Annotated in this window: 19 protein-coding genes and 1 riboswitch; of the genes, 2 read left to right on the plus strand and 17 right to left on the minus strand. The window is 28.5% G+C overall.

Annotated elements, in window-relative coordinates; translation table 4 throughout:
- Positions 1-18: 18 nt before the first annotated feature.
- From smpB to AAHM88_RS04080, 13 genes are all read right to left on the minus strand, one after another.
- Entirely contained in the window at positions 19-456 is a 438-nt protein-coding gene (smpB, locus tag AAHM88_RS04020) for an SsrA-binding protein SmpB (RefSeq protein ID WP_342262268.1), read from the minus strand.
- Complete coding sequence (gene rnr / locus AAHM88_RS04025; RefSeq protein WP_342262269.1) at positions 447-2,594, minus strand: ribonuclease R; 2,148 nt, start codon at positions 2,592-2,594, stop codon at positions 447-449. Before rnr ends, smpB begins: the two co-directional genes overlap by 10 nt.
- 60 nt (positions 2,595-2,654) lie before the next feature.
- Entirely contained in the window at positions 2,655-2,909 is a 255-nt protein-coding gene (gene secG / locus AAHM88_RS04030) for a preprotein translocase subunit SecG (protein WP_342262270.1), read from the minus strand.
- A 97-nt stretch (positions 2,910-3,006) separates the two neighbouring features.
- Positions 3,007-3,990 carry a hypothetical protein gene (locus AAHM88_RS04035; RefSeq protein WP_342262271.1) on the minus strand — a complete coding sequence of 328 codons (984 nt, stop codon included), beginning with the start codon at positions 3,988-3,990 and terminating at the stop codon, positions 3,007-3,009.
- Positions 3,991-4,116: 126 nt separating this feature from the next.
- Entirely contained in the window at positions 4,117-4,350 is a 234-nt protein-coding gene (locus AAHM88_RS04040; RefSeq protein WP_342262272.1) for a helix-turn-helix transcriptional regulator, read from the minus strand.
- Between the two features lie 47 nt (positions 4,351-4,397).
- Positions 4,398-5,792 carry an MATE family efflux transporter gene (locus AAHM88_RS04045; protein WP_342262273.1) on the minus strand — a complete coding sequence of 465 codons (1,395 nt, stop codon included), beginning with the start codon at positions 5,790-5,792 and terminating at the stop codon, positions 4,398-4,400.
- A 144-nt stretch (positions 5,793-5,936) separates the two neighbouring features.
- The gene (gene whiA / locus AAHM88_RS04050; protein ID WP_342262274.1) at positions 5,937-6,887 is read right to left on the minus strand and encodes a DNA-binding protein WhiA; all 951 of its coding nucleotides are present in this window, start codon (positions 6,885-6,887) and stop codon (positions 5,937-5,939) included.
- A 30-nt stretch (positions 6,888-6,917) separates the two neighbouring features.
- Positions 6,918-7,862: a thioredoxin-disulfide reductase gene (gene trxB / locus AAHM88_RS04055; RefSeq protein WP_342262275.1), complete on the minus strand. Its 945-nt coding sequence runs from the start codon at positions 7,860-7,862 to the stop codon at positions 6,918-6,920.
- On the minus strand, positions 7,846-9,069 hold the full coding sequence (locus AAHM88_RS04060; RefSeq protein WP_342262276.1) for a prolipoprotein diacylglyceryl transferase: 1,224 nt from the start codon (positions 9,067-9,069) through the stop codon (positions 7,846-7,848). Before AAHM88_RS04060 ends, trxB begins: the two co-directional genes overlap by 17 nt.
- A 27-nt stretch (positions 9,070-9,096) precedes the next feature.
- A complete protein-coding gene (hprK, locus tag AAHM88_RS04065) occupies positions 9,097-10,029 on the minus strand; it encodes an HPr(Ser) kinase/phosphatase (protein ID WP_342262277.1) in 933 nt (310 codons plus the stop codon).
- Positions 10,030-10,233: 204 nt separating this feature from the next.
- A complete protein-coding gene (locus AAHM88_RS04070; protein WP_342262278.1) occupies positions 10,234-12,633 on the minus strand; it encodes a hypothetical protein in 2,400 nt (799 codons plus the stop codon).
- 10 nt (positions 12,634-12,643) lie between these two features.
- Positions 12,644-15,514, minus strand: coding sequence for an excinuclease ABC subunit UvrA (gene uvrA / locus AAHM88_RS04075; protein WP_342262279.1), 2,871 nt, complete (start codon positions 15,512-15,514; stop codon positions 12,644-12,646).
- A gap of 31 nt (positions 15,515-15,545) precedes the next feature.
- Positions 15,546-16,439: an energy-coupled thiamine transporter ThiT gene (locus tag AAHM88_RS04080; RefSeq protein ID WP_342262280.1), complete on the minus strand. Its 894-nt coding sequence runs from the start codon at positions 16,437-16,439 to the stop codon at positions 15,546-15,548.
- A gap of 38 nt (positions 16,440-16,477) precedes the next feature.
- A riboswitch (TPP riboswitch) is annotated at positions 16,478-16,567 on the minus strand.
- 120 nt (positions 16,568-16,687) lie between these two features.
- Here AAHM88_RS04080 and coaE point away from each other — a divergent pair.
- Entirely contained in the window at positions 16,688-17,275 is a 588-nt protein-coding gene (gene coaE / locus AAHM88_RS04085) for a dephospho-CoA kinase (RefSeq protein WP_342262281.1), read from the plus strand.
- 2 nt (positions 17,276-17,277) lie between these two features.
- On the opposite strand, the gene uvrB is transcribed toward coaE, so the two are convergent.
- The 4 genes from uvrB to AAHM88_RS04105 form a co-directional block, all read right to left on the minus strand.
- Positions 17,278-19,242: an excinuclease ABC subunit UvrB gene (uvrB, locus tag AAHM88_RS04090; RefSeq protein WP_342262282.1), complete on the minus strand. Its 1,965-nt coding sequence runs from the start codon at positions 19,240-19,242 to the stop codon at positions 17,278-17,280.
- An 11-nt stretch (positions 19,243-19,253) separates the two neighbouring features.
- Entirely contained in the window at positions 19,254-21,650 is a 2,397-nt protein-coding gene (secA, locus tag AAHM88_RS04095; protein WP_342262283.1) for a preprotein translocase subunit SecA, read from the minus strand.
- 128 nt (positions 21,651-21,778) lie between these two features.
- On the minus strand, positions 21,779-23,017 hold the full coding sequence (locus tag AAHM88_RS04100) for an acetate kinase (protein ID WP_342262284.1): 1,239 nt from the start codon (positions 23,015-23,017) through the stop codon (positions 21,779-21,781).
- A 7-nt stretch (positions 23,018-23,024) separates the two neighbouring features.
- Entirely contained in the window at positions 23,025-23,993 is a 969-nt protein-coding gene (locus AAHM88_RS04105) for a phosphotransacetylase (RefSeq protein WP_342262285.1), read from the minus strand.
- A gap of 90 nt (positions 23,994-24,083) precedes the next feature.
- On the opposite strand from AAHM88_RS04105, the gene AAHM88_RS04110 reads away from it, so the two are divergent.
- Positions 24,084-24,683, plus strand: a complete 600-nt coding sequence (locus tag AAHM88_RS04110; protein WP_342262286.1) for a YigZ family protein — start codon at positions 24,084-24,086, stop codon at positions 24,681-24,683.
- The last annotated feature ends 46 nt before the right edge of the window (positions 24,684-24,729 follow it).

Below are 24,729 nucleotides of genomic sequence, written 5' to 3' on the forward strand. Positions count from 1 at the left end.
AAGTATATTATATCAAATTTATGAAATCTTTTGAATTTTTCGTTCCACATCGCGTTTTTTAATAGTCTCTCTTTTATCATAAAGTTTTTTAGCTTTTGCTAACGCAATTTCAATTTTAACTAAACCCTTACTATTAAAATATATTTTAGTAGGAACTAATTGTAAATTTTGCAATTTCATTTTCGCTTCCAACTTTAAAATCTGTTTTTTGTGCAATAATAACTTTCTTGAACGATTAGGATCCGGTTTAGCACTTGATGCATAAGCATAAGTACTAATATGTAAATTTAAAATTAGTGCTTCTTGATTTCTAATCAAAACATAACTTTCTTGTAAAGATACATTAGATTCCCTTAAAGATTTAACCTCAGAACCTTGCAATGCAATTCCAGCTTCATAACTATCTATTAATTCATAATTAAATCGTGCTTTACGATTTGAAGCAATTATTTTCATTGTTTAACTCTACCATTACCATTTTTAGAATCTTTAAGGATAAAATCAATTTTTCTTTCTAACTTACTAGCGTGCTTAACCTCAATATTAACAATTTGTCCAAGATAATATTCTTTTCTTGTTCTTTCACCAACTAAACGCATTGTTTTCTCATTATAGTTATAATAATCATTTCGCATATCACTAACACGAACCAATCCTTCAATAGTATTTTCTAATTCTACAAAAATCCCAAAATTAGTAACTGAACTAACAATTCCCGAAAATCTTTTTCCAATTTGTGTTTCCATATACTCAGCTTTTTTCATTTGTTCTACTGCTCTTTCACATTCTAATGCTTTCAACTCAGAAATACTAGACTGTTCGGCTTGATTTTGTAAAATCGCTGTATACTTATCAACAATAACATTATTAATTTGTTTTTCAAAAAGATATTTTCTTAACATCCGATGAACAATTAAATCTGGATAACGACGAATTGGTGATGTAAAATGAGTATAATAGTCACTTGCTAAACCAAAATGCCCAATATTATTAATATCATAACGCGCTTTTTCCATACTTCGTAAAAACAAAGTAGCAACAACTTGAAATCAAGGTTTATCTTTAATATTTTCCAAAGTTAATTGTAAATCTTTAGCATAAACATTCTCAACTTTACCCTTAATGTTATAACCCATTATTTTTAATACATTATACACTTCTCTTAATTTTTTAATTTTTGGTTTATCATGAATGCGATAAATAAATGGCAAATTCATTCAATAAATAGTGCTAGCAACAGTTTCATTAGCACGAATCATAAAATCCTCAATTAACATTTCTGCTGTTGCCCGATTTCTCAAAGTAATATCACTAATTTTGCCATTTTGATTAATAATTAATTTAGCTTCATTTAAATTAAAATCAATAACTCCAGCTTGCTCTTTATATTTTCTTAAAATATGATGTAAATCACGAGCAATTAAAAGCATTTGATAAATTTCAGGATGAGTTTTAATAAAATCTGGATTTTGATTACTAAAAGCTAAATTTACTTCATCATACGACATTCTTCGCTTAGTTTTAATAACTGCTGGATATATTTCATTACTAATAGTTTCACCAACAGCATTAATTTCCATTTCACAAACTATCGTTAACCGCATCTCATTTTCATTTAAAGAACAAATACCATTTGATAATTGTGGTGGTAACATCGCAATAACACGATCAACTAAATAAACAGAAGTCCCACGAATAAAAGCTTCTTTATCTAAAGCACTATTCTCAGCAACATAATGTGCCACATCAGCAATCGCAACAAATAATTTATAATTTCCATTATCCAACTTAACAACACTAATAGCATCATCTAAATCTTTAGCATCACTACCATCAATAGTAATAAATAAATTATTTTGTAAATCTCTCCGACCAATTAATTCTTCAGCCATTACCAATGGCGAGATTTTTTTTACTTCATTTAATGTCGCATCATCAAATTTTGTCTTAACAAAAAACTCGTGAACAACAGCGATGACATCAATTCCCGGGGTATTAATATTACCAATAATATCCTGAATTTCCAATGATACCAATTGATTTTTACTAACAGACACTATTTTAGCAATAACAATTGTATCAATAATTGCCATATTTAAATTAGTAACTACAAGGACTAAATGTTGCAATTTAATATTATTAATTTTTAAAAATTTTGTTTTATTTGCTTCATTAAAACAAACAGTAGCGACAACCGTCGTTAAAGGCCTTTTTAATACTTCAATTACTCGAGCCTCAAAATGTCGGGCATCATTTTGCTTAATATTTTTAGTAGCAAATAAAACCTCATCCATATCTAAACAACCATTTAAGTCTTGTGATTTAACAAAATACTCTTGATTATCTTTAGTTTTAATAAAACCAAAACCCTTAGAATGCAGTTGAATAATACCAGTAAGTAATTGATTTTGTAAATTTAAGGAATATTCATTATTACTATTAACTTTTAAAACATCATTAATTATTAATTCCTTAAGTTCCAACACCATTAATTCATATTGTTCTTTATTAGTAATTTCAAGATAATTACTAATTTCTAACTTTGAAAGGGTTCGCTTTTCATTTTTTAAAATATTTAAAATTTTTTGCTTCATATACTCTCCATCAGTCATTAAACTATTAGAACTTTCAAGAACTAATAGTTTAAATAAAAATTATAAAGAATTTTCTAAAATTCTAATAATCATTGAAAGAACAAATAAACAAGATCCACAACCTAACATCATAAATGATAAAGTTCGTGAAAGTCCTCGCTCTTTAGTTTGTGCAAAAAGCTCTTGATTACCACCACTTAATGCTCCTAACCCTGCTTGCGTTTTCTTTGGCTGTAATAGTCCAATAACAATCATTGCAAAACCAATAATTAAAAGAATAATCTCAAAGATTAATAAAATATTTTGTTTACTCATATATTAAACCTCTACTTTTATAAATTTTAATAATTACCTTGTAAATTATATCATAATCTATCATATATGTTTTATGACAATTATTTTACAACTTAAATTAGAAAAAATGATATTGACTTTGTAAAATTTGAAAAATAATATTAAAACCATAAAATATTATAATTACTCCAGAAGTTATTACTGTAAAAATTTTACTACTACTTCAACGCGGAATTGTTTTAACAGTAAAAATAATAATTGTTAACAATAGCAAAATCGCAATAACAAATAATGGCATTAAATTCATCATATTACCATTTGCTAAATATTCTAAACTTCCGACAGGATGATTAATAATATCAGCAACAAAGTAAATAATTGAATTAAAAAGATGGCTACCAACAATTCCAGCAATGGCAACATTACCATAACCAATCCTTGCTAAAGAAAATAGTGATACTACTTCTGGTAAGGCTGTTGTCATTCCTAAAAAAATCGCTCCTGCCGATTCTTTTTTAATCCCATAAACATTATCAAAGTTATCAATAACCGCAACTAATATTATTGAAGAAAGAACTAAACCAATAACCGAAATAACGAAAAAAATTATAATCATCTTTAATGATAATTTTTTTAAACCAACATCTTTATTAGTTTTAGGTTCTTTTTCCTCATCATGAAATCCTTTAAACATCATTATTAAAAATCCCCCATAAACTAATAATAAAACTAAAAATGGTCAAGAAACATTGATATAAGGAATTGTTAATCGCATAAAATCAAATGCTTTAATTGGCATTAAAGCTAATACTAAAATTATATTAATTCCGATCATTAAATAAATAATAAAGCGATTAGAGTTATTTATTTTTTTAAAAAATAAATAACGAATAAAAATAATATCAGCAACAGCTAACATTGCTCCTGAAAATAAATTTGCCCCCATAACATCACCCATACTAACTTCAGGACTCCCCAAAGCACCGGCTGTTATCGCTGATACAAGTTCTGGCAATGAAGTTATAATTGATAATAATAATGCTCCCACAACCGCCGTTGACATTTTTGTTCGCATTTTTAATGCTGACAAATATTTAATCATCCGTCTAGAAGCAAAAAAATTAATACTCGCAAAAATAACAAAAAATACCCATAAATATTCTGGTTTTGTTCAACCAAATAATCACTGTGAAATAATTCCACCCCCTATTTAAAAATATCGTAGTATTTAAATTTGATAGTCAAAATCAAATAATTCCGATAACGACACTTTTAAACCCTTAGCAAGTTTAGCAATACTTTGTAAAGAAATGTTTCTTTCACCGCGTTCAATATCAGAAACATAATTTTTATTTAAATCACATTCGTATGCTAATTCTTCTTGTGACAAATGCAAATTTATTCGTAATTGTCTAATTTGTTGACCAAACTTAATTTTAACATTCATAACATCCTTAATCATTTTTAAACATCCCTTTATTTTATTGTTTTACTAAATTATTAGCTCAATTAACTTTTCGCACAGTAATAATTAATATTGAAAATTGAATAATTTCAGCTAAAGAAACAATTAAAAATACAATTATTGTCACCATTACTCAATTCTCAGAAAACACTTCATAATTTATTAGGTTTAAAAATTGTAAATGCAAATCAAGTTAACCCCACAATAAAAACCCAAGTGCAAAGAATATCAATTAAACTTGATAACAAATTTTTACCACCGATCCTTAAAATATTAAAGAAAATAATTGATGTTGACAAGAAAAAGAACGCTATCCCTTGAAAAGCTAAATACCACTTAGCAACATAAATAACTGCTGGATTTCCCGTAAAGAAATTAAGAATAAATGGCGAACTAAATATGATTAATAAAGCAATTGTCGCATTTAAAATTAAACCAAAACCTAAAATTTTATAAAAATTAACTTTTGCTTTAGCAATATGATTAGCTCCTAACTCCCGACCAACAAAATATGGAACAGCCACATAATAACCATTAAAAAATGAATAAAACACGCCAATAATGCTAAATGTTAAAATTGCCGCTTGATAAGAATTATCTAAAAATCCTTCTTTTAAAATAATCATCTTTTGTACAAACGATAAAAGCGCAAACAAGGCATTCGCCATAAAAATAAACACAAAGTTTTTCATAATTTTTTTTCACAAATCTAATGTTGTTTTTCAAATTTTTCATCCTGGATAATAAACTGGCTTCTTTCAAACTATAAAAGCAATGACAACAATAAATTCACAAACCCGAGCAATAAATGTTGACCACGCAGCACCAACAACACTTCAACCAAAAAGCTTAATAAAAATCGGATTTAAAATCGCATTAATTGTTAAAGGCAAAAAGTTAATATACAACGGCGTTCAAGCATCACCACACTCATACATTGTATTATAAAAAACTAACGAAATACCTAAAAACCAAGTTGTATAATTAATAATCTGCAAATAATCATTTGCAGATTGAGAAATCAAACTTTTCTTATCTTCCGGCAAATGATTATCTAAATTTACAATAATATTAATTAATGATGTTCTTAATGTTGATATTAAGGTAAAATAAACTACTGCCAAAATAAGTGCTAAAATTAATTTTATTCTTGTGGTTTCCGCAACTTTAGCATAATTCTTTTTCCCTAAATATTGTGTTGTATAAATACCCCCAGCACCCGAAATCGCTCAAAAACTATAAATTAATAAAATAAACATATCATTCGTTAAACCTAAACCAGTTAATTGTTCAGGATTAAAAATTGAAATAAAAATTGTATCTAAAACATTAATAAAAGCAACAATCAAACTTTGCAAAATCAAAGGTAACATCATCCGTAAAACTTTTTTATTAAATTCTCAATCTCAATATTGTTTTCAATTAATTTTTAATTTCATTAGTTCCACCCAATTACAATATTTTCTTAATTAACACTTAAAATATAAAAAATTAATAGCAAAACAAATTTTACTACTAAATTAATAACAATTTCTTTATATCACAAATTTATATATATTAATACAAAACATTTTATAAAATATTTAATTGTCATCAGAAGCAATACTTTTAAGCAATAAATAACTATTTTTAATTCCGCGCATCATATGATTTATTCCTGATTTAGAAATCATATCGTGATAAATATTTTCATATAAATCGCAAAGCTCATTCAACGAAGCTTCAGGATTATCTAACCGTAAATTAGCAATTTGTTGAGTTTTTAACGATAACTTTAAAAAATAATCATTCGCTTTTAAAAAATTAATCATCTTAATTTGTTGAATAGCCGCTTTATTAGTTTTTTGCTGATTAGAAATCTCAATATTTGTTAAACGATTAATACTATTATACATATCGCGTGAAATGCGTTCATTTTCAAACAATAATAGTGAAAGACTTGCATCAATTAATTTCAAAAAATCAGCAATTTCAGTTGATTTTTTTAAATAAATTAAAGGTTTTTTACGACGATAAATGCGTTTAAATTTAAAACCAAAACTATTTATTAGTAATTGTAACTTCCGAATAAACAAAATATCAATTCCTTGAATTTCTAAATGATAATTACTAATCCTTGGCGAATTAACACTACCAGTAGCAATAAATGCTCCCGCAATAAATGCTCTTTTTGATATTTCACTAGTTAATCTTTCAAAATTAACAACTAATTCATTTCGTTTAATATCATAACTAATATCTTTATCATTAATGATTAAAGAAACAATATGTGAAATATCTAACTTATATACAATAGTTTTAATTCCCATTGTCAAAATTTCTGGATAATAATTATAAACTTCAGCAATTAATTTTTTAACAAAAATAGCAACAGTTTTATTAGAACATTCAAAAATTAATTGCTTACTATTAAATATCGCTAACGATTTTATTAATCCCAATAAAATAGCTTGCTTTGCTGGATGACTAAATTCCTTTTTCATAATTTCTTGCTTAACAATTTTAGAAAAAGACATCACTATTAATCACTCCATTCATAAAACTGCTAATTAATTAAGCATCAATTACAATTTCAATTGATCTAAATATTTTATTGCTTCTTGAGCAGCAATCGCACCATCACCAACAGCAGTAGCAATTTGTCTTAAAACTGTCTGACGAACATCACCAATCGCAAATATTCCCAAAACACTAGTATGCATTATTTCATTAGTAATAATATAACCATTTTCATCACAAATTTTCAAGTCTTTAACAAAATTAGAAATCGGTGTTGAACCAATATAAGGAAAAATTGCACTAGCATCAATTACTTGCTGCTCTTTTGTCACAGTATGTTCAATAACAACTTGTTCAAGAGAATTTTTACCAATAACTTCTTTAACAACATAATTTAACAATCATTCAATTTTATTATTATTTTGAGCAATTGTTAATGCTCCTTTCGAAGCCCGAAATTCATTTCGGCGATGCACTAAATATAACTTTCTAGCAAACTTAGTTAAATATACCGCTTCTTCAATAGCAGAATCACCCCCGCCAACAACAACAATATCCTTATTACGAAAAAATGCCCCATCACAAACCGCACAGTAAGAAACTCCGTGACCATATAATCTCTTAGCACCATCCACCAATAACTCATTTTCAACTGTTCCCGTAGCAATAATAACCGCTTTAGTAAGCCATATTTTACCATTTTCACCAGTAATAATCTTATTATTACCGTCAGTTGCAATTTCAATATTTTTTACCTTAGCAGCTTCATATTCAGCGCCTAATTTTCTAACTTGCCCATCCATTGCTAATGACAAGTCAGGTCCTAATATTTTATCAAAACCCGGATAATTTTCAATATCATAAGTTTTTACCATTTTCCCTCCGGGAGGACCTTCATTAATAAGAAGTACTTTCAACTCTGCCCGACATGCATAAATCGCACTAGTAAATCCGCCCGGACCCGCACCAATAATAATTAAATCATAATCAGTATTAATATTGTTTTTCATATAATCACCTAATTTGTCTTCATTTACGAACGCTAATAACTTGTGCAAAAATTATCAAAATAATTCCAGTAATAACACCTAGCCCTAAAAATATATAAGTACCCACATAATCATAAGGAAATAAAATATCACTTTCATCACGAAACATTTCCAAAATAATTCGCACCATACTATACATAACTACATAACTTCCAGTTTGAACACCAACTCGCGTCATTCAATATTTATCCGGATTAGCATTTTTTTCTAAAGGTTTAGCATCTTGAGTTCATAATTGTTTAATTCTTATTCATTGATTTTTAAATCATCGTTCCATAAGTCTAAAAAATGGATTATTAGCTTTTAAATGCGGTTCTGGATATTTTCTTACTACCGTTAACTTTTTTGTTTTACTCGGAGTTTGTTCAAAATAAGCTTGATTTCAACAATTTAACTTTCAAAGACGACGATAATAAATTTTTTTAAACGGTGTTGCCCAATTTTTTTCACTTTCCAATAATTCCACATCTTTTTCTCAAAGCGGAATAAATTTTTTAGGATATTTCTTTCAAGGTTTAACACTATTTCACATACCAATTTTAGGAATAACAAAAGTAATTAGTACCCAAGAAAATAAATTAATTAATGATTCATACAAAAACAAAGGGTGACGAACAATCCCAATTCCTTCAGCTGGACTACCATCCGCATTAGCTTTTCTTAAATTTTCTAATAATCAATCAGGTAATCAATCTAATGAAGTCGTTATCTGTCCTAAAAGTTCATGATTAAAAAAATTACCTCAACGACCAATAACTTGCCCTAATAAAATATTTGGAATAATGGCATCAGCAAATATTCATAACGATATTTCATATTTTTTAGAATAATGCCGAAATCAAAAATAACCAACAATAACACCAGCAATAACACCACCATGAACTGCTAATCCCGGTTCTCAAATCATAAAATAACCTCAAAACCCATACTGATCAATAATAGGGCTATTAATTTTCCCAATAATTGAAGAACCAAAAATTGCACTCGGAACAGTTAAAAAAATACTTCATTCAAATGGTTCAGTTGGAATCTCGCGGCGTTTTAATTTAATCCAAGAAGTTAAAATCGAAACAATTATTCCTAAAAGAATAAAAAGCGGATAAAATCTTAAAATACCATTAGTCCCTGGAATTTCATTAGGTACTCAATTTGAATATATATTCATCATTTTTACTTTTACACTTAAACCTTTCTCTTATGTTTTAAGTTCACTATCAATTCGGTTAATAAATAACTCAGAACTATTTATACCTTCATTATGCAACTTAATATTAATAACAGCTGCTTCAATTAATTCCGAAATATTTCTTCCTAAAATTACAGGAATCGTAATCGCTGGAATTTTAATACCAAAAATTTCTTCTCTATCAATTTCTGTTTGCACACGATTTAAATTAGCAAAATACTTACTATCAGCCAATTTTAAATTAACAATAATATCAATATCAGTAACTTCCAAAGTTGTTCTTGAACCATACATCTTCGTTAAATTTAAAATCCCAATGCCTCTAATTTCAATATGATGCTTTAACTTTTCATCACTACGACCAATAACTTTATTAACATATCTTTGCAAAACAATCGCATCATCGCCGACAAACAAATGTCCTTTTTTAACTAATTCTAAAGTATTTTCTGATTTTCCAATTCCACTATCACCTTTAATTAAAACTCCCAAACCATAAATATTAATTAACGATGCATGAACCATTTCCATTGGTGCTAAACGATTATCAATATAACTAACAATAATATTATAAAAATCATTAGAAGAATAATTAGCCTCAATAACAGGAAAATTTATTTCTTTAACATATTCTACTAATACCGGCTCATTAAAACGAATACTAGTAAAAATCGCTGGAACATCTTGATTAATAAGTTTCTCATAACGAGCCTTGCGCTCTGATGCTGGTAACTTATTAATGTATTCATTCTCTTTACCACCTAATAAAACAATCCGATGTTTACGACTAGTTTCATCAGAAATAAAACCTGCTAATTCTAATCCTGCACGATTAATGCCCCCAATTTCAATTTCTCGTTCCAGCACTTGTTCATCACCAGACAATAATGATAAATTAAATTTTTCCACAACTTCTCGTAAAGTTAATACTTTTTTATTCATAATAACATCACCTATCATTTCATATAATTTAATGTTTTCTATTAAATATAATATCACAAAATTGATAAAGAACACACCCAAATAACTACGACATCAAATTCTCCTAAATTAAAAAATGCATCACTTTAAGATGCATTCATATTTTATATTTTATAAATTAAATTCGTTAACAACATTTATTACAAGTTAAATAAAAATTTTGAGTTATTTAACAGTAAAATTAACAATAACTTTATCATCAATCGGCACACGATTAACCGAACCATTTTTATTAGTAGCACTAATAATTACATCAATTTCCATACTATTACCAGTCAAAGGAATTTTTAAAACAATCGTCGCATCTTTCAAAGCAATTTGTAAATTAGCAATAACTTTTGAAGTCGCTGGATCATAAACATCTTTAATCGCATCATTTAAAATTTCTTTAATTTTTAAAGTAACATCTTCACCACGAACAACAGTACCTGCTAAAGTAATTGCTTTTAAATTTAAAATTTGTAAAGCCAATTTAAGATACGAAATATTAAGTTCCTCTTGTGCAATAAAAATCGCCAAATCAACTTTAACAGTATATTTATCATTTGTTACTTCCATTTTATTTTTATCCTTAGCATGAGCCTTAACAATTACATCAACAGGAACACTCGTTCCCTCTGCTTCATATTTTTCTTTTGCTTCTGCATATGATAATATTTTTGTCTTATCTTTCAATTCAATAGTTAAATTAGTAAAATCATTACTTTCTAAACCACTAATAGCACTTTTTAACTCTAAACTAATCAACTTCATCACATTAGCATCTGTCAAAATTTTTGTTTGCAATGAAAAGTCTTTTAATAATAATTTATCTAACGCCTTTTGCGCGGCATCAATTTTTGCTTGTTCAGGATTAACAATCGCTGTAAAATTAACTTTCACTTTTTGTGTTGTATTGGTAACAACCGTTACATTAGTATCTTTTGCCTTAGCAGTAAGAACAACATCCAAATTGAAAAACTTAGTTGTTAAATCTACTACTTGATAACTATCAGTATTTTTAAAAGCAATTGTCAAATTAGTAAAATTAATATTTGTCAATCCCGCAATTGCTTCTTGCAATTTAGTACCACTAATTTTTATTTCTTGACCAATATAGAAAGTACCCGAAACATTAATATCTTTTAATAATAGACTATCTAAAGCATTTTGGGCTTGTTTAATCTTTTCTTTATTATCTTCATCTCTTGTTTTAATATCAGCAAAATTAACGGTTACTGCTTTTTTATCATTAGTAATTGTTGTATTATCTAAATTTGCTTTGGCTGTCAGAATAACTTTAACACTTAAACTATTACCACTACTAGGAACAATAAGTGTACTATCTTTTAATATTATTTGTAATTGTTTAAATTCTTTCCCTTTAATTGTCGTACTCATCGCTAACAACTTAGCATTAATGAGTGCCTTAATATCATCACCACGAATTACTAAATCAGCAACAGTAATTGCTTCTAAAACTAAATTATCAATTTCAACTTGCGCAGGATGTTGTATCGGTGTAAATTTAACTTTTACTTTCTTAGTAGGATTACTTACTAATGTTTTCTTACTATCTTTAGCATTAGCACTAATAATAACATCCATCATAAATGAGGTCGTCGTCAAATCAGCAACTTGATAAATAAAACTTGAACCCCCGCTTTTAAAAGCAATTTTTAAATTAGCAAAATCACTACTTACCATACCAGCAATTGTTTCTTGTAACCTAGCTAATGTCACCGTAATATTTTTCCCAATAATAAAACTTTCACTAAAAACGATTTCTTTTAACACAATATTATCTAATGCCGTTCTTGCTGCCATTATTTTCTCAGCATCATCCTCAGCTTGGGTTTTAATATTAGTAAAATTAACCATTACCGTTTTCTCACTTCTAACTCGGCTTTGTTCAGAATCTTTTGCTTTGGCAATTAACCTAACACCAATATTAATAAGTAAACCAGCATTAGGCGCCGGAATGACTTTATCTTTTAAAGCAAATGATAAATCTGTAAAATCAGGACTTTGAATTGAAGCAATTAATTCTTGAACTTTTGATGCAATTAAAGTCGTAATATTACTTCCACGAATAACTAACTCCGAAATCCTAATCTCCTTTAATGAAACCTCATTAAGTGCTTTTTGTGCTGCTAATAACTCTGGATTTTCAATTTCAAACACAAATTTTACTTTCCGACTAACAGTAATTTGTTGTGGCTTTGTTCCAATAGTTTTACCAATTAAAAGCACAAAAAATTCTTTAAATTCAATATCTTTCTCAACAACAAAAACATCATCACTAATTATTTTATCAGTATCTAAAATAATTCGTAAATCAGTTACTTTATCAAGCGGAGCTTCAATGACATTATCAATTAATAAATTATCAATGACTTGTTCTTTAATATCTTGATTTTCTTTAACTAACCCCAAATCAATCTCATTTAAAACAACATTTTCCAATGCTTTAGTTGCTTCAGCAACATCACCAGTTTCATTACTAGCACTATTACAAGCAACAATAACTACAATTGGTGATATTGTTAAACAAATGATTATTGCTATTTTCAAACGAATTTTCATTAATAGTCACCTACTTTATATTTAATTTAATATTATCATTAATTTGATAAACTTTTCTTAAATATTCAGCCGTATATGAATTTTTATTACTATTAATTACTTGCTCTGGTGTTCCTGTAACAATTACTTCCCCACCATACTTCCCACCATTAGGTCCTAAGTCAATAATGTAATCACCTAACTTAATAACATCTAAATTATGTTCAATAACAAGAACGGTGTCACCATTATTAACAATACGACTAAGAACTGATAATAATCTTTTAACATCATCAATATGTAATCCCGTTGTTGGTTCATCTAAAATAAATAGTGTTTTTCCAGTTGCTCTTTTTTGTAAGTAAGTCGCTAATTTAACTCTTTGCGCTTCCCCACCAGATAATTGAGTTGTTGGTTGTCCTAACTTAATATATCCCATACCAACATCAAGTAAGGTTTGCAATTTAACATTAATTTTTGGAATATTTGCAAAAAACACTTGCGCTTCAATAACTGACATATTTAAAACATCATAAATATTTTTCCCTTTATATTTAACTTGTAAAGTTTCATCATTATACCGCATTCCTTCACATATTTCACAAGTAACAAAAACATCTGGTAAAAAATGCATCGCAATTTTAATAATTCCTGCTCCCTGACAGCGTTCACATCTGCCACCACGAACATTAAAAGAAAACCTTCCTTTAAGATAACCTTGAGTTTTAGCTAATGGCGCCGCAGCAAATAAATCACGAATATCATCAAAAACTGAAGTATAAGTTGCTGGATTACTATGCGGTGTCCTTCCAATCGGTTCTTGCGAAATATTAACAACTTTATCAATATTATCCATTCCCTTAATATTTTGATGTTTACCCGGACGATTAACCTTTTGTCCTAAATTTCGTAACAGATTTTTATATAACACTTCATTTACTAAAGTTGATTTTCCACTGCCAGAAACCCCTGTAACAACAATAAGTTTTCCTAAAGGAATAGTAACATCAATATTTTTTAAATTATTTTCTCTTGCTCCAATAATAGTAATTTTCTTACCATTGCCACTTCGGCGCTTTCTTGGAATTGTAATCGTTTCTTGATGTGATAAATATCTCCCTGTAATTGACCTTTCATTAGCGATAATATCAGCCATTGTTCCCACAGCAATAATTTCACCACCAAACTTACCAGCTTTAGGTCCAATATCAACAAGGCAATCAGCTTGATACATCATATCTTCATCATGTTCAACAACAATAACGGTATTTCCTAAATCTCGTAACGATTTTAAAGTCTTAATTAAGCGGTCATTATCTTTTTGATGTAAACCAATTGAAGGTTCATCTAATACATATAATACTCCTGTCAATTTTGAACCAATTTGCGTTGCTAAACGAATTCGTTGCGCTTCGCCACCAGATAATGATTGAGCTGCTCTTGATAAATTTAAATATCTTAAACCAACATCATTTAAAAAACTTAAACGATTAACTAATTCATTAATAACTAACTTAGCAATTTCTTGTTGTTGTTCTGATAGTTTCAAACTAAGAATATAATCTAAACTTTCATCAATATCTAAATTAGTAAATTCATTAATATTTATCGTTCCTACTTTAACACATAATGCTTTAAGATTTAATCGTGCCCCTTTACAAGACCAACAAGTTTTATCACTCATAAATTTCCGATAATATTCACGACGCATTTCATTAACAGTTTCAACAAAGCGTCGTTCAATAATACTAGCAACCCCTTCAATATAGTCATAACTTTTATAAGTATTATTACTATTAGATACTAAAGTATAATTTAATTGTTCATCACTACCATACATTAAATAATTAATTTGTTCATCACTAAGATTTTTAATCGGTTGATCTAAGTCAATACCATATTCTTTACAAATAATTTTTAATTTCTGTCATTCTAAAGTATCACCACCAATAAAATTTTTATAAAATTCAATCCCACCTTGATTAATTGAAAGATTACGATTAGGAAATAATAAATCTTCATCAACTTCCAAGCGAATCCCAATACCTTTACATTCAGAACAAGCTCCCATTGGCGCATTAAAAGAAAATAAACGGGGTTCTAACTCCGGAATTGTAAAACTACACTGATTACACGCATGATTTTGCGAAAATAATAATTGTTCTTTACTATTAACAAGAATAACTTTTGCTAATCCTTTACTATATTTTAATGATTTTTCTAAACTATCATGAATATTAGATCAAACATTATCATCATCACTTAATTTAATGCGATCAACAACAATATCAATATTATGCCGTTTATTTTTATCTAATTGAATATCATCATCTAACGAATAAGTGTGGTCATTAACCTTAACCCGTAAAAATCCTTCATGTCGCAAAGTTAAAAACAACTCATAATGCGTCCCCTTTTTATCAATAACTACTGGCGACAAAATTTCAATGCGTTCTTCCGTTGTTACTTGTTTTAATCGTTTAATCATTTCCTTAATTGTCATTGCTTTAATTAAACCATGACCATTAATACAATATGGTAGTCCCACACGAGCATATAATAATCGTAAATAATCATATATTTCCGTCACCGTTCCCACAGTACTACGAGGATTATTACTAGTAGTTTTTTGATCAATAGAAATTGCTGGTGATAATCCTTCAATAGAATCAACATCAGGTTTTTCACTATTACCTAAAAATTGTCGGGCATACGCCGACAATGACTCCATATATCTTCTTTGTCCTTCAGCATAAATCGTATTAAAGGCTAATGATGACTTTCCACTACCAGAAACGCCAGTAAAAACAATTAATTTATTTTTAGGAATTGTTAAATCAACATTTTTTAAATTATGTTCTCTAGCTCCTTTAACAATAATATATTTTGTTGCATCATCCATCAAATCACCTCCAATATTTAATTAGCATTTGCTAATTAATTTGATCATTATATTTTTCTTTTCACGGCATTAATACTCTAAATAATAATGGCAATGATAATATCATTAAAGGATACACAAAAATAAAAACATAAATTAAATTATATATTAATGCATAACCTCAAACACTAAAACCATCTCACGCATAATTACCAAAATATAATACCCCCGATAATACATTGCACATATATATAATAATACAAATAACTGTTATTATAAAGGAAATTTTAATGTTAGCATTAAACCGCTTTTTAAAATTAATATTCACTATTCCTATTAAAGAAGGCATAATCATAGGAATAAAATAATCTAGTAAATATTGTCAAGGATTAATAATTGCTCCTTGGGGAATAATAATTAATGAAATTAAAGCACTAATACCACCGGTTACAATTCCGTGTCAAAAACTAACAACGAAAGCAATTAAAAATACGGGTCAATATTTTAAACCAATACTGCCCCCCATTGGTAATTTAGGAAAAAATATCATTAGATAATCTAAAATTAATGATAAACTAACAAAAAAAGCGATTAATACTAAATCAAATGTTTTTCAATGATAAATTTTAAAGCATTGTTTTTTAATCACTTTAAAATCAACATTAGATTTTATTATTTTTTGCCAACTTAATAACCAAATTAATATTAAACTAGCAACTAAAAATAATAATAAAATCACAATAACTGCAATTTTAATAAATAAGACAATTTTATTATTAATTAATTGTGTATTCCTAACATTAGAAGAAAAAATCCTTAAAAATTTTTCTTCCGAACTTATTGTTATCAAAATTATTACTCCAACAATTAAGAAACAAAAAATTCCATTAATTAACATTAAAATTCAACGATAAATTTGATTAGTCTTATTTACTTCTTGCACCATTTTTAGCCTCCTTAATGATAGCAAGAAATCTAATATATTTTGAAATATACAAGACTTCTTCCGCTAGTATTACCTAGTTCAAGTTCCAAGAGTATCTCTCAGGCAAAATGCCACCTCTGTCTTATATCAATTGATATATCCATATATATTATAGTGAATTTACGATAAAATATAAAGTACTATTATATTTCCATAAAATCAATTATAATGTAAATTGTAAAGTTAAAAATTAAACTAAGGAGAACAAAATGCTAATTATTGCCATCACAGGAAAAATCGGTAGTGGAAAAAGTATTGTTAGTAAATATTTGCAAAAAAAAGGTGCCTATTGTATTGATATGGACATTCTAAGTCAAGAAATAAGAACCCTTCCCAAAGTAATAAAAACTATCAAAAAACGCTTTGGAAGTGTTGCGTTTACTGATAATGAATTAGACACTAAAAAACTCTGAGCAATCATTTTTAATGACCCCAAAGAACGCCTAAAACTTAATAACATTATGTGACCATTACTAAAAAAAAGTCTTCAACAACAAATTAAAAATCATAATGATAAAACCCTAATTATTGTTGAAGCCGCAGTCATCTTACAAGCCAAATGAAACAAACTCGTTAATAAAATTATTTTTGTTAATAGCGATTGAGAAACCCGTGTTAAACGAATTATTGAACGCGATAACCTCACTGTTGAAGAAATTATGAAGATTAGTCAACAACAAGATGATTACGAAACTTATAAAGATGTTATTGATTATCAAATCATCAATAATGACTCCACAAAAGAACTTTATCGTCAAATTGATGAAATCTTTGAAAAAGAACAATGAAATATTTAATCTTATTCGGTTTCCAATTCCAAAATTAAATCTCGTAACTGTGCTGCTCGTTCAAACTGTAAATCTTTTGCTGCCACTAACATTTCCTTTCGCAAATCATTAATGATTTGCGTTTTTGTTGCGACATAATCTTTAGACTTTCTTTTATTAACAATATTAAATTCTTGCAATAATTTATTAGCAAATAACGAATCATCAATCTTTTTCTTTATTGTTTGAGGAATAATATTATGTTCTTTATTATAAGCAATTTGCACATTTCTTCGGCGTAGCGTTTCAGCCATCGCCTTTTGCATCGCATCCGATATTGTATCAGCATACATAATAACATTACCATTAACATTTCTTGCTGCCCGACCAATAGTTTGAATTAATGACCGCGCATCGCGTAAAAATCCTTGCTTATTAGCCTCTAAAATACAAATTAACGACACCTCAGGAATATCTAATCCTTCGCGTAATAAATTAATTCCCACCACAGCATCATAAACCCCTTTTCTTAGTTCTAATAAAATCTTTGAACGATCCAGAGTTTTTAATTCACTATGTAAGTATGCTACTTTAATATTTCGTTCCTGCAAATAACTAGTTAAATCTTCGGCTTGTCGAATTGTTAAAGTAGTAATTAATACTCTTTCACAATTTTCTTTTCGCATTAAAATATTTTCAATAATATCATCAATCTGATTCATCGTTGGTTTAACAACAATCGTTGGATCCACTAAACCTGTCGGCCGAATAATTTGTTCCGTCACTTGATAATTAACTTGATTTAATTCAAAATCACCCGGAGTTGCTGATGTATATATCACCGTTTTTAATTTATTCATAAATTCTGTAAAATTTAATGGCCGATTATCTAAGGCACTCGGTAAGCGAAAACCATAATTAACTAATGTTTGTTTTCTACTCCGATCAGTATTAAACATTCCTCTAACTTGTGGTAAAGAAATATGGGATTCATCAATAATAGTTACAAAATCATCACCAAAATAATCAATTAAAGTATATGGTGGCACATCTTTATCTCTTAAATCTAAATGTCGTGAATAGTTTTCAATACCACTACAAATACCAAACTCTTGCAATGCTTCTAAATCATGATTAGTTCTTTGTTCAATCCTTTGATACTCTAATAATTGATTATTAGCCTTTAAAACTTCTAAATATTTTATTAATTCTGCTTCAATTCTAGTAATTGCCTTTGCTAATCTTTCTTTAGAAGTAATATAGTCCTGAGCAGGAAAAATTGTAAAAGATTGATATCTTTCAATTACTTTACCAGTTAAAACATCAATCTTAGCAATTTCATTAATATCATCATCAAATAAATCAATGCGTAAATAAAATTCATCCGTTCAACCCGGTGCTAATTTAATAACATCACCTTTTGCCGTAAACATTCCCGGACGAATTTCTAAATCATTACGAGTGTAACCAGAATTAACAAGAAAATATAATAATGCTTTTCTTTCAACTTTTTGACCATTACGAATTTCAAAAAAAGATTTTTTATATTCGTTAGGGTCTTGTGCACCATAAATCGCAGCAACTGATGCTACAACAATAACATCCTTTCTAGTAACTAAAGCATTCATCGCACTTAACCGCATCATTTCAATATCACTATTAGATTTTGCTGTCTTATCAATATATGTATCTGTTTTTGGCATATATGCTTCTGGTTGATAAAAATCAAAGTTAGAAACAAAATATTCTACCCGATTTTCAGGAAACATGCCTTTTAATTCACCATATAATTGCATTGCCAAGGTTTTATTATGTGACAAAATTAAAGTTGGTTTATTAATTTTAGCAATAACATTAGCAATCGTATAAGTTTTTCCCGTACCCGTTGCTCCTAATAATACTTGAAATTGTTGATTTTCTTTTATTCCTTGGATTAAACTCGCAATTGCTTTTGGTTGATCACCTGCTGGCTTAAAATCAGCAACTAATTTAAACATAAAAATTTTTCCTAACCACCTTGCTTTGCCTTTGTCCTCTCAATAGCCTCCATTACCTCATCGGATATACCATCGTCAATATCAGAACCAATTTCTAAACTACACAAACTAATAACTACTTGATGAGCAATATTAATTCGCATCCGATTAAATAATTGAGCTGATTCATCAATATATGCATGTAATGGATTTGACTGTCCATAGCTTCGTAAATAAATTCCTGTTCTTAATTTACTAGAACCATCAATATGTTCTGTCCAATGATGATCAAAAGCTTGTAAAATAATTTGATTTTCAATTTTTCATAACATCGCTTCTGGAATATTTTCAATAGTTTTCTCATAGTGATTAAAAATTACCCGACCAATTGCTAAAACAGCATCATGCCGTGTCATTGATCGTAATTCTTTAGCATCTAATTCATGATTACTATTAATTAACTTTGTTTCTAAACTTTTTACTAAACTAACAAAATCAATCATAATTTCTTTATTAATCTCTTTTGTAAAAATATCCAATAAATCACCACTAACAGTAAAAATCATTCTTTCAACTAATGGAGCATAAACCTTAGTTTGTAAAATTGCATCGCGTTGTTCATACATTACTTCTCTTTGCTGAGCTAAAATATTATCATAATCCAACAAATTCTTTCTAGTATCAAAGTTTAATCCTTCAACTTTTTTCTGAGCATTAGTAATACTTCGTGATAACAATTTTGATTGAATATGGTCATCGCCTAAACGACTAAATAATCCTTGTAATTTTTTACTACCAAAACGAAGCATTAATTCATCCTCTACTGAAAGATAAAATCGTGAATAACCCGGATCTCCTTGACGCCCCGATCTACCTCGTAACTGATTATCAATTCTTCTCGCTTCATTTCGTTCCGTACCTAAAACAGCCAAACCACCTAAGGCAATAACACCATCACCTAATTTAATATCAGTACCTCTTCCAGCCATATTGGTAGCAATTGTAACAGCCCCAATTTGTCCCGCACCAGCAATAATTTCGGCTTCTTGAACATGATTTCGCGCATTCAAAACATTATGAGCTATTTTAGCTTCTTTTAAAATATTTGATACTTCCTCAGATGTTGTAATTGATGCTGTTCCAATTAATATTGGTTGTCCTTTGGTATGTCGTTCTTTAACTTCTTTAAGTAAAGCCTTATATTTAGAACTTTGTGATGCAAAAACTAAATCCGTATCATCTTTTCTCACAATCGGAAGATTAGTAGGAATTTCCATTACTCGCATATTATAAATCTTAATAAACTCTTCTTCTTCCGTTTTTGCTGTTCCTGTCATCCCACTCAATTTATTATATAAGCGAAAGAAATTTTGATAAGTAATCGTTGCCAGCGTTGTTGTTTCATGTTCAATAGTAACTGCTTCTTTAGCTTGTAATGCTTGTTGTAAACCATCACTATAAGCTCTTCCTGGCATTAACCGCCCCGTAAATTGATCAACTAAAATTATTTCATCATTTTGAGCAACATATTCAATCCCATTCGTAAAAACATGAACAGCTTTTAAAGCATTTAAAATATGATGGAATAATTCTGATTGCTCCAAACTAAACAAGTTTTTAACACCAAAATGTTTTTCTGCCTTTTTAACACCAGATATTGTCAAAGCCACCTGCTTAGTTTCTAAATCAATTTTAATATCTGCCTTTTTATCCAAACTTTTAGCAAACCGGTCAGCATTTTCATATAAAGGTTCACGACTTTTAGAACCACCAGAAATAATTAACGGTGTTCTTGATTCATCAATTAAAACTGAATCCGCCTCATCAACAATTGCAAAATTCAACCCGCGTTGGACTTTTTCACCATAAGTATGCACCATATTATCTCTTAAATAATCAAATCCTAATTCCGAGTTAGTAGTATATGTAACATCACACAAATAAGCTTTTCGCTTTTGGTCATTACTTAAATCTCTTAAATTAACACCAACTGTTAAACCCAAAAATCCTAACACCGCTCCATTAATTTCAGCATCACGCTGTGCTAAATATTCATTAACAGTAACAATATGAACGCCCTTACCAAGTAAAGCATTCAAATACATTGGCATAATCGCTGTTAAAGTTTTTCCTTCCCCAGTTCGCATTTCCGCAACATCACCATTATGTAAAACAATACCACCTTCTAACTGAACAGCAAAAGCATGTAATCCCGAAACTCTTCTCGTTGCTTCACGCGCCACAGCAAAAGCTTCAATTAAAATATCATCTATAGTGGCACCCGCTTCCAATCGCTTTTTAAATTCATTAGTTTTATTTTTTAAACTATCAGCAGATAATTCTTGCATTTCTAAATCTAGATTTAAAATTTCTTGAACATCAGCTCTAATCCTTTTTAAAACACTTTTATATTTATTAAAAAACTTCATATATATCGCTCCAGTTTCTAATTTCTCGCCTATAACATTATTAATTTTATCATACTTTAAAATACTAATAAAATCTTTAATAAACAAAAAAACTGATTAATTTCAGTTTTTTTATAAAATATGTTAATTTAATTAATATTATTTAATAACCGATATGTCTCTTCACAAATCATTAATTCCTCATTAGTTCGAATCGCATAAATCGCCACCGAACTCAAATCATTAGATATTTGTAAATAATCATCATATGATTGGTTATTCTTACCACGATTATAATCTAACGCCATAGTTTTAATATTTTTAATAATCATTTCGCGAATTAAAGCACTATTTTCACCAACACCAGCCGTAAAAACAATCGCATCAACCTTATTATCCAAATCATTTTGATACTGAGTAATATAATCAACAACTCTTTTAGCATATAATTCCAAGGTAAATTGTGCTTGACTATTACCATCCTTAGCAGCCTGACTAACTTCTCTCGTATCAGAAGAAATTTGACTAACTCCCAATAAACCAGATTCATTATTTAGTTTATTAACAACACCAACAATATCTAAATTTAATTGTTCAGCAATATATTGATGAATCGCTGGATCAATATCACCACTACGAGAACCCATCATTAATCCTGCTAAGGGTGTAAATCCCATTGATGTATTATATGATTTCCCATTTTTAATTGCACAAACACTAGCACCATTTCCTAAATGACAAACAATCGCATTAATATTACTAACAGGTTTATTAATAATCAAACTTAGTTTATTAATAATATAATGATAACTAATACCATGAAATCCATATCTTCTAACATTATAATCAGTATATCAATTATATGGTACGGGATAAATATAGTTTATTTTTGGCATTGTGGTATGAAATGTTGTATCAAAAACAGCAATATGCGGACAGTTAGCAACCGCTTGAAATGCTTTTAAAGCACTTAACCCCGCAGGATTATGTAACGGTGCCAACTTAATATTTTCGGCAATTATCTTTGTAATGTCATCATTAACAAGGGCACTTTCTTTGATTTTTTCACCGCCATGAACAATGCGATGCCCCACAGCAATAATTTCATTAAAATTTTGAATCACATTTTGTGATTTTAAAAGTTCTAAAATAACTTCTGCGGCCACATTATGATTTGATAACGGGGTATCGCTAACAAATTCATTATTATTATATTTAATCGTCGTTTTACCATCAACAAAAATTCTTTCTGCTAATCCCTTACAAATTGGATTAAATTCTTTATTTGTTATTATTTCATATAACTGAAACTTAATTGAACTTGAACCAGCATTAATAACTAAAATTTTTTTCTTTAAATTAGATAGCATCATTTTATTTCCTTTCATTAATATTTTAAATTGATCTTCAAGCTGTTAAAATCGCTGTCAAATAAATATCTTCCACTGTTGACCCGCGTGATAAATCACTAACAACTTGATTTAAACCTAAAATCATTGGTCCAACAGCATGATATTGCCCTAATCGTTCAGCAATTTTATAACCAATATTACCAGCATCTAAATTAGGAAATACAAAAATATCCGCACTACCTTTCATCTTTGAATAAGGCATTTTTTTCATTCGTACTTCTTCTAACAAAGCACTATCAAACTGCATCTCACCCTCAATTAAAGCATCTAAATTTTCTTTTTGTAATATCTTTGTCGCTTCTTGAACTTTAATAACCGAATCACTAGTAGCACTATTAGCAGTAGAAAAAGATAACATTGCTACTTGTGGCGATGTTATGCCCAATTTATGAGCTAAATTAATTGCTGATTTTGTAATACTTACTAATTGTTCAGTAGTTGGGTCAATATTTAAAGAAATATCAGTAAATACATACCGTTGATTATCTTTAACTAGTAAATTAGCACTTGATGCAATGGTTACATCTTTTGTTGTTTTAATAATTTGTAATGCAGGGACTAAAATATTTTTTGTTGCATACTCAATCCCCCCTAACAAACAATCAGCATTATTATTCTTTAATTGCATTGTTGCAAAATAGTTAGTTTCTTGAACTAATTCGTGAGCTTTTTCTAAAGTAATTTTATTTTTACGCATTGTAAACAACTGTTGGGCTAATTCATCACTTAAACTATCATCAATCGCAATCGTTTTAATACCTGCTCCTAACAAACTTTTAGGAATATCTATCTTATTTTCAAAACATAAAATTGGTTCAATATAATTATCACTTTTTAATTTGAGTGCTACTTCTTGAATTTTTGAATTGGTACCCTCAGGAAAAATTAACCGGCGTTTATTATCCAATGATTGTAATTCGATTTTCGCTTTTTCTAATAATTCTTGTAACATCTCTAATCTCCTCTATATGTATTTTCCACTATTAATGCTATCATAACACTAAACAAAATAAAAATTAAAACGAAATAACGGTGAAAAACAATGAAAGTTATTGATGATGCCCTTCACAAAATTGAATATACAATTAAAAATTCGCGTTTTATTTGTCTTATTAAATATGTTACCACCGAAAAAGACGCTCAACAATTCATTAATCAATATTTAGACCCTAAAGCGACACACAATTGTTATTGCTATATTACCAATAATAATGAAATCCAAAAATATGATGACGATAAAGAACCGATCAGAACCGCAGGATTTGCAATGCTTACTTATTTACAAAAACAAAATATTACCAATATCGTTGTTTTAAACATTCGCTATTTTGGAAAAATCCTTTTAGGAAAATCACGATTAATTCACGCCTATAAATTTGGATTACAAAATTTATTTTTAAACCTTAAACTATATACCCTAGAAATAATTTATGAATATACAATTTCTTTCCCATACAAACACCAAAAACTAATTAATAAAATTATTAAAGAACATCAAGGCAATATTATTAAACAATTATATAGTGAACTAATTATGATTACTTTTACTAGTAATAAAAATACTTGACAGCACCTATTACCTAACAATACAAAATTTGTTAAACAAACAATTATTCAAAAAAGAAAATTAAAAAATGATTAAAAAAACTACTAAAATAAACAAAAAAACGGTAAAATATTAGCATACC

The sequence above is a fragment of the Spiroplasma endosymbiont of Dromius quadrimaculatus genome, from assembly GCF_964031155.1.
GTDB lineage: Bacteria > Bacillota_I > Bacilli_A > Mycoplasmatales > Nriv7 > Nriv7.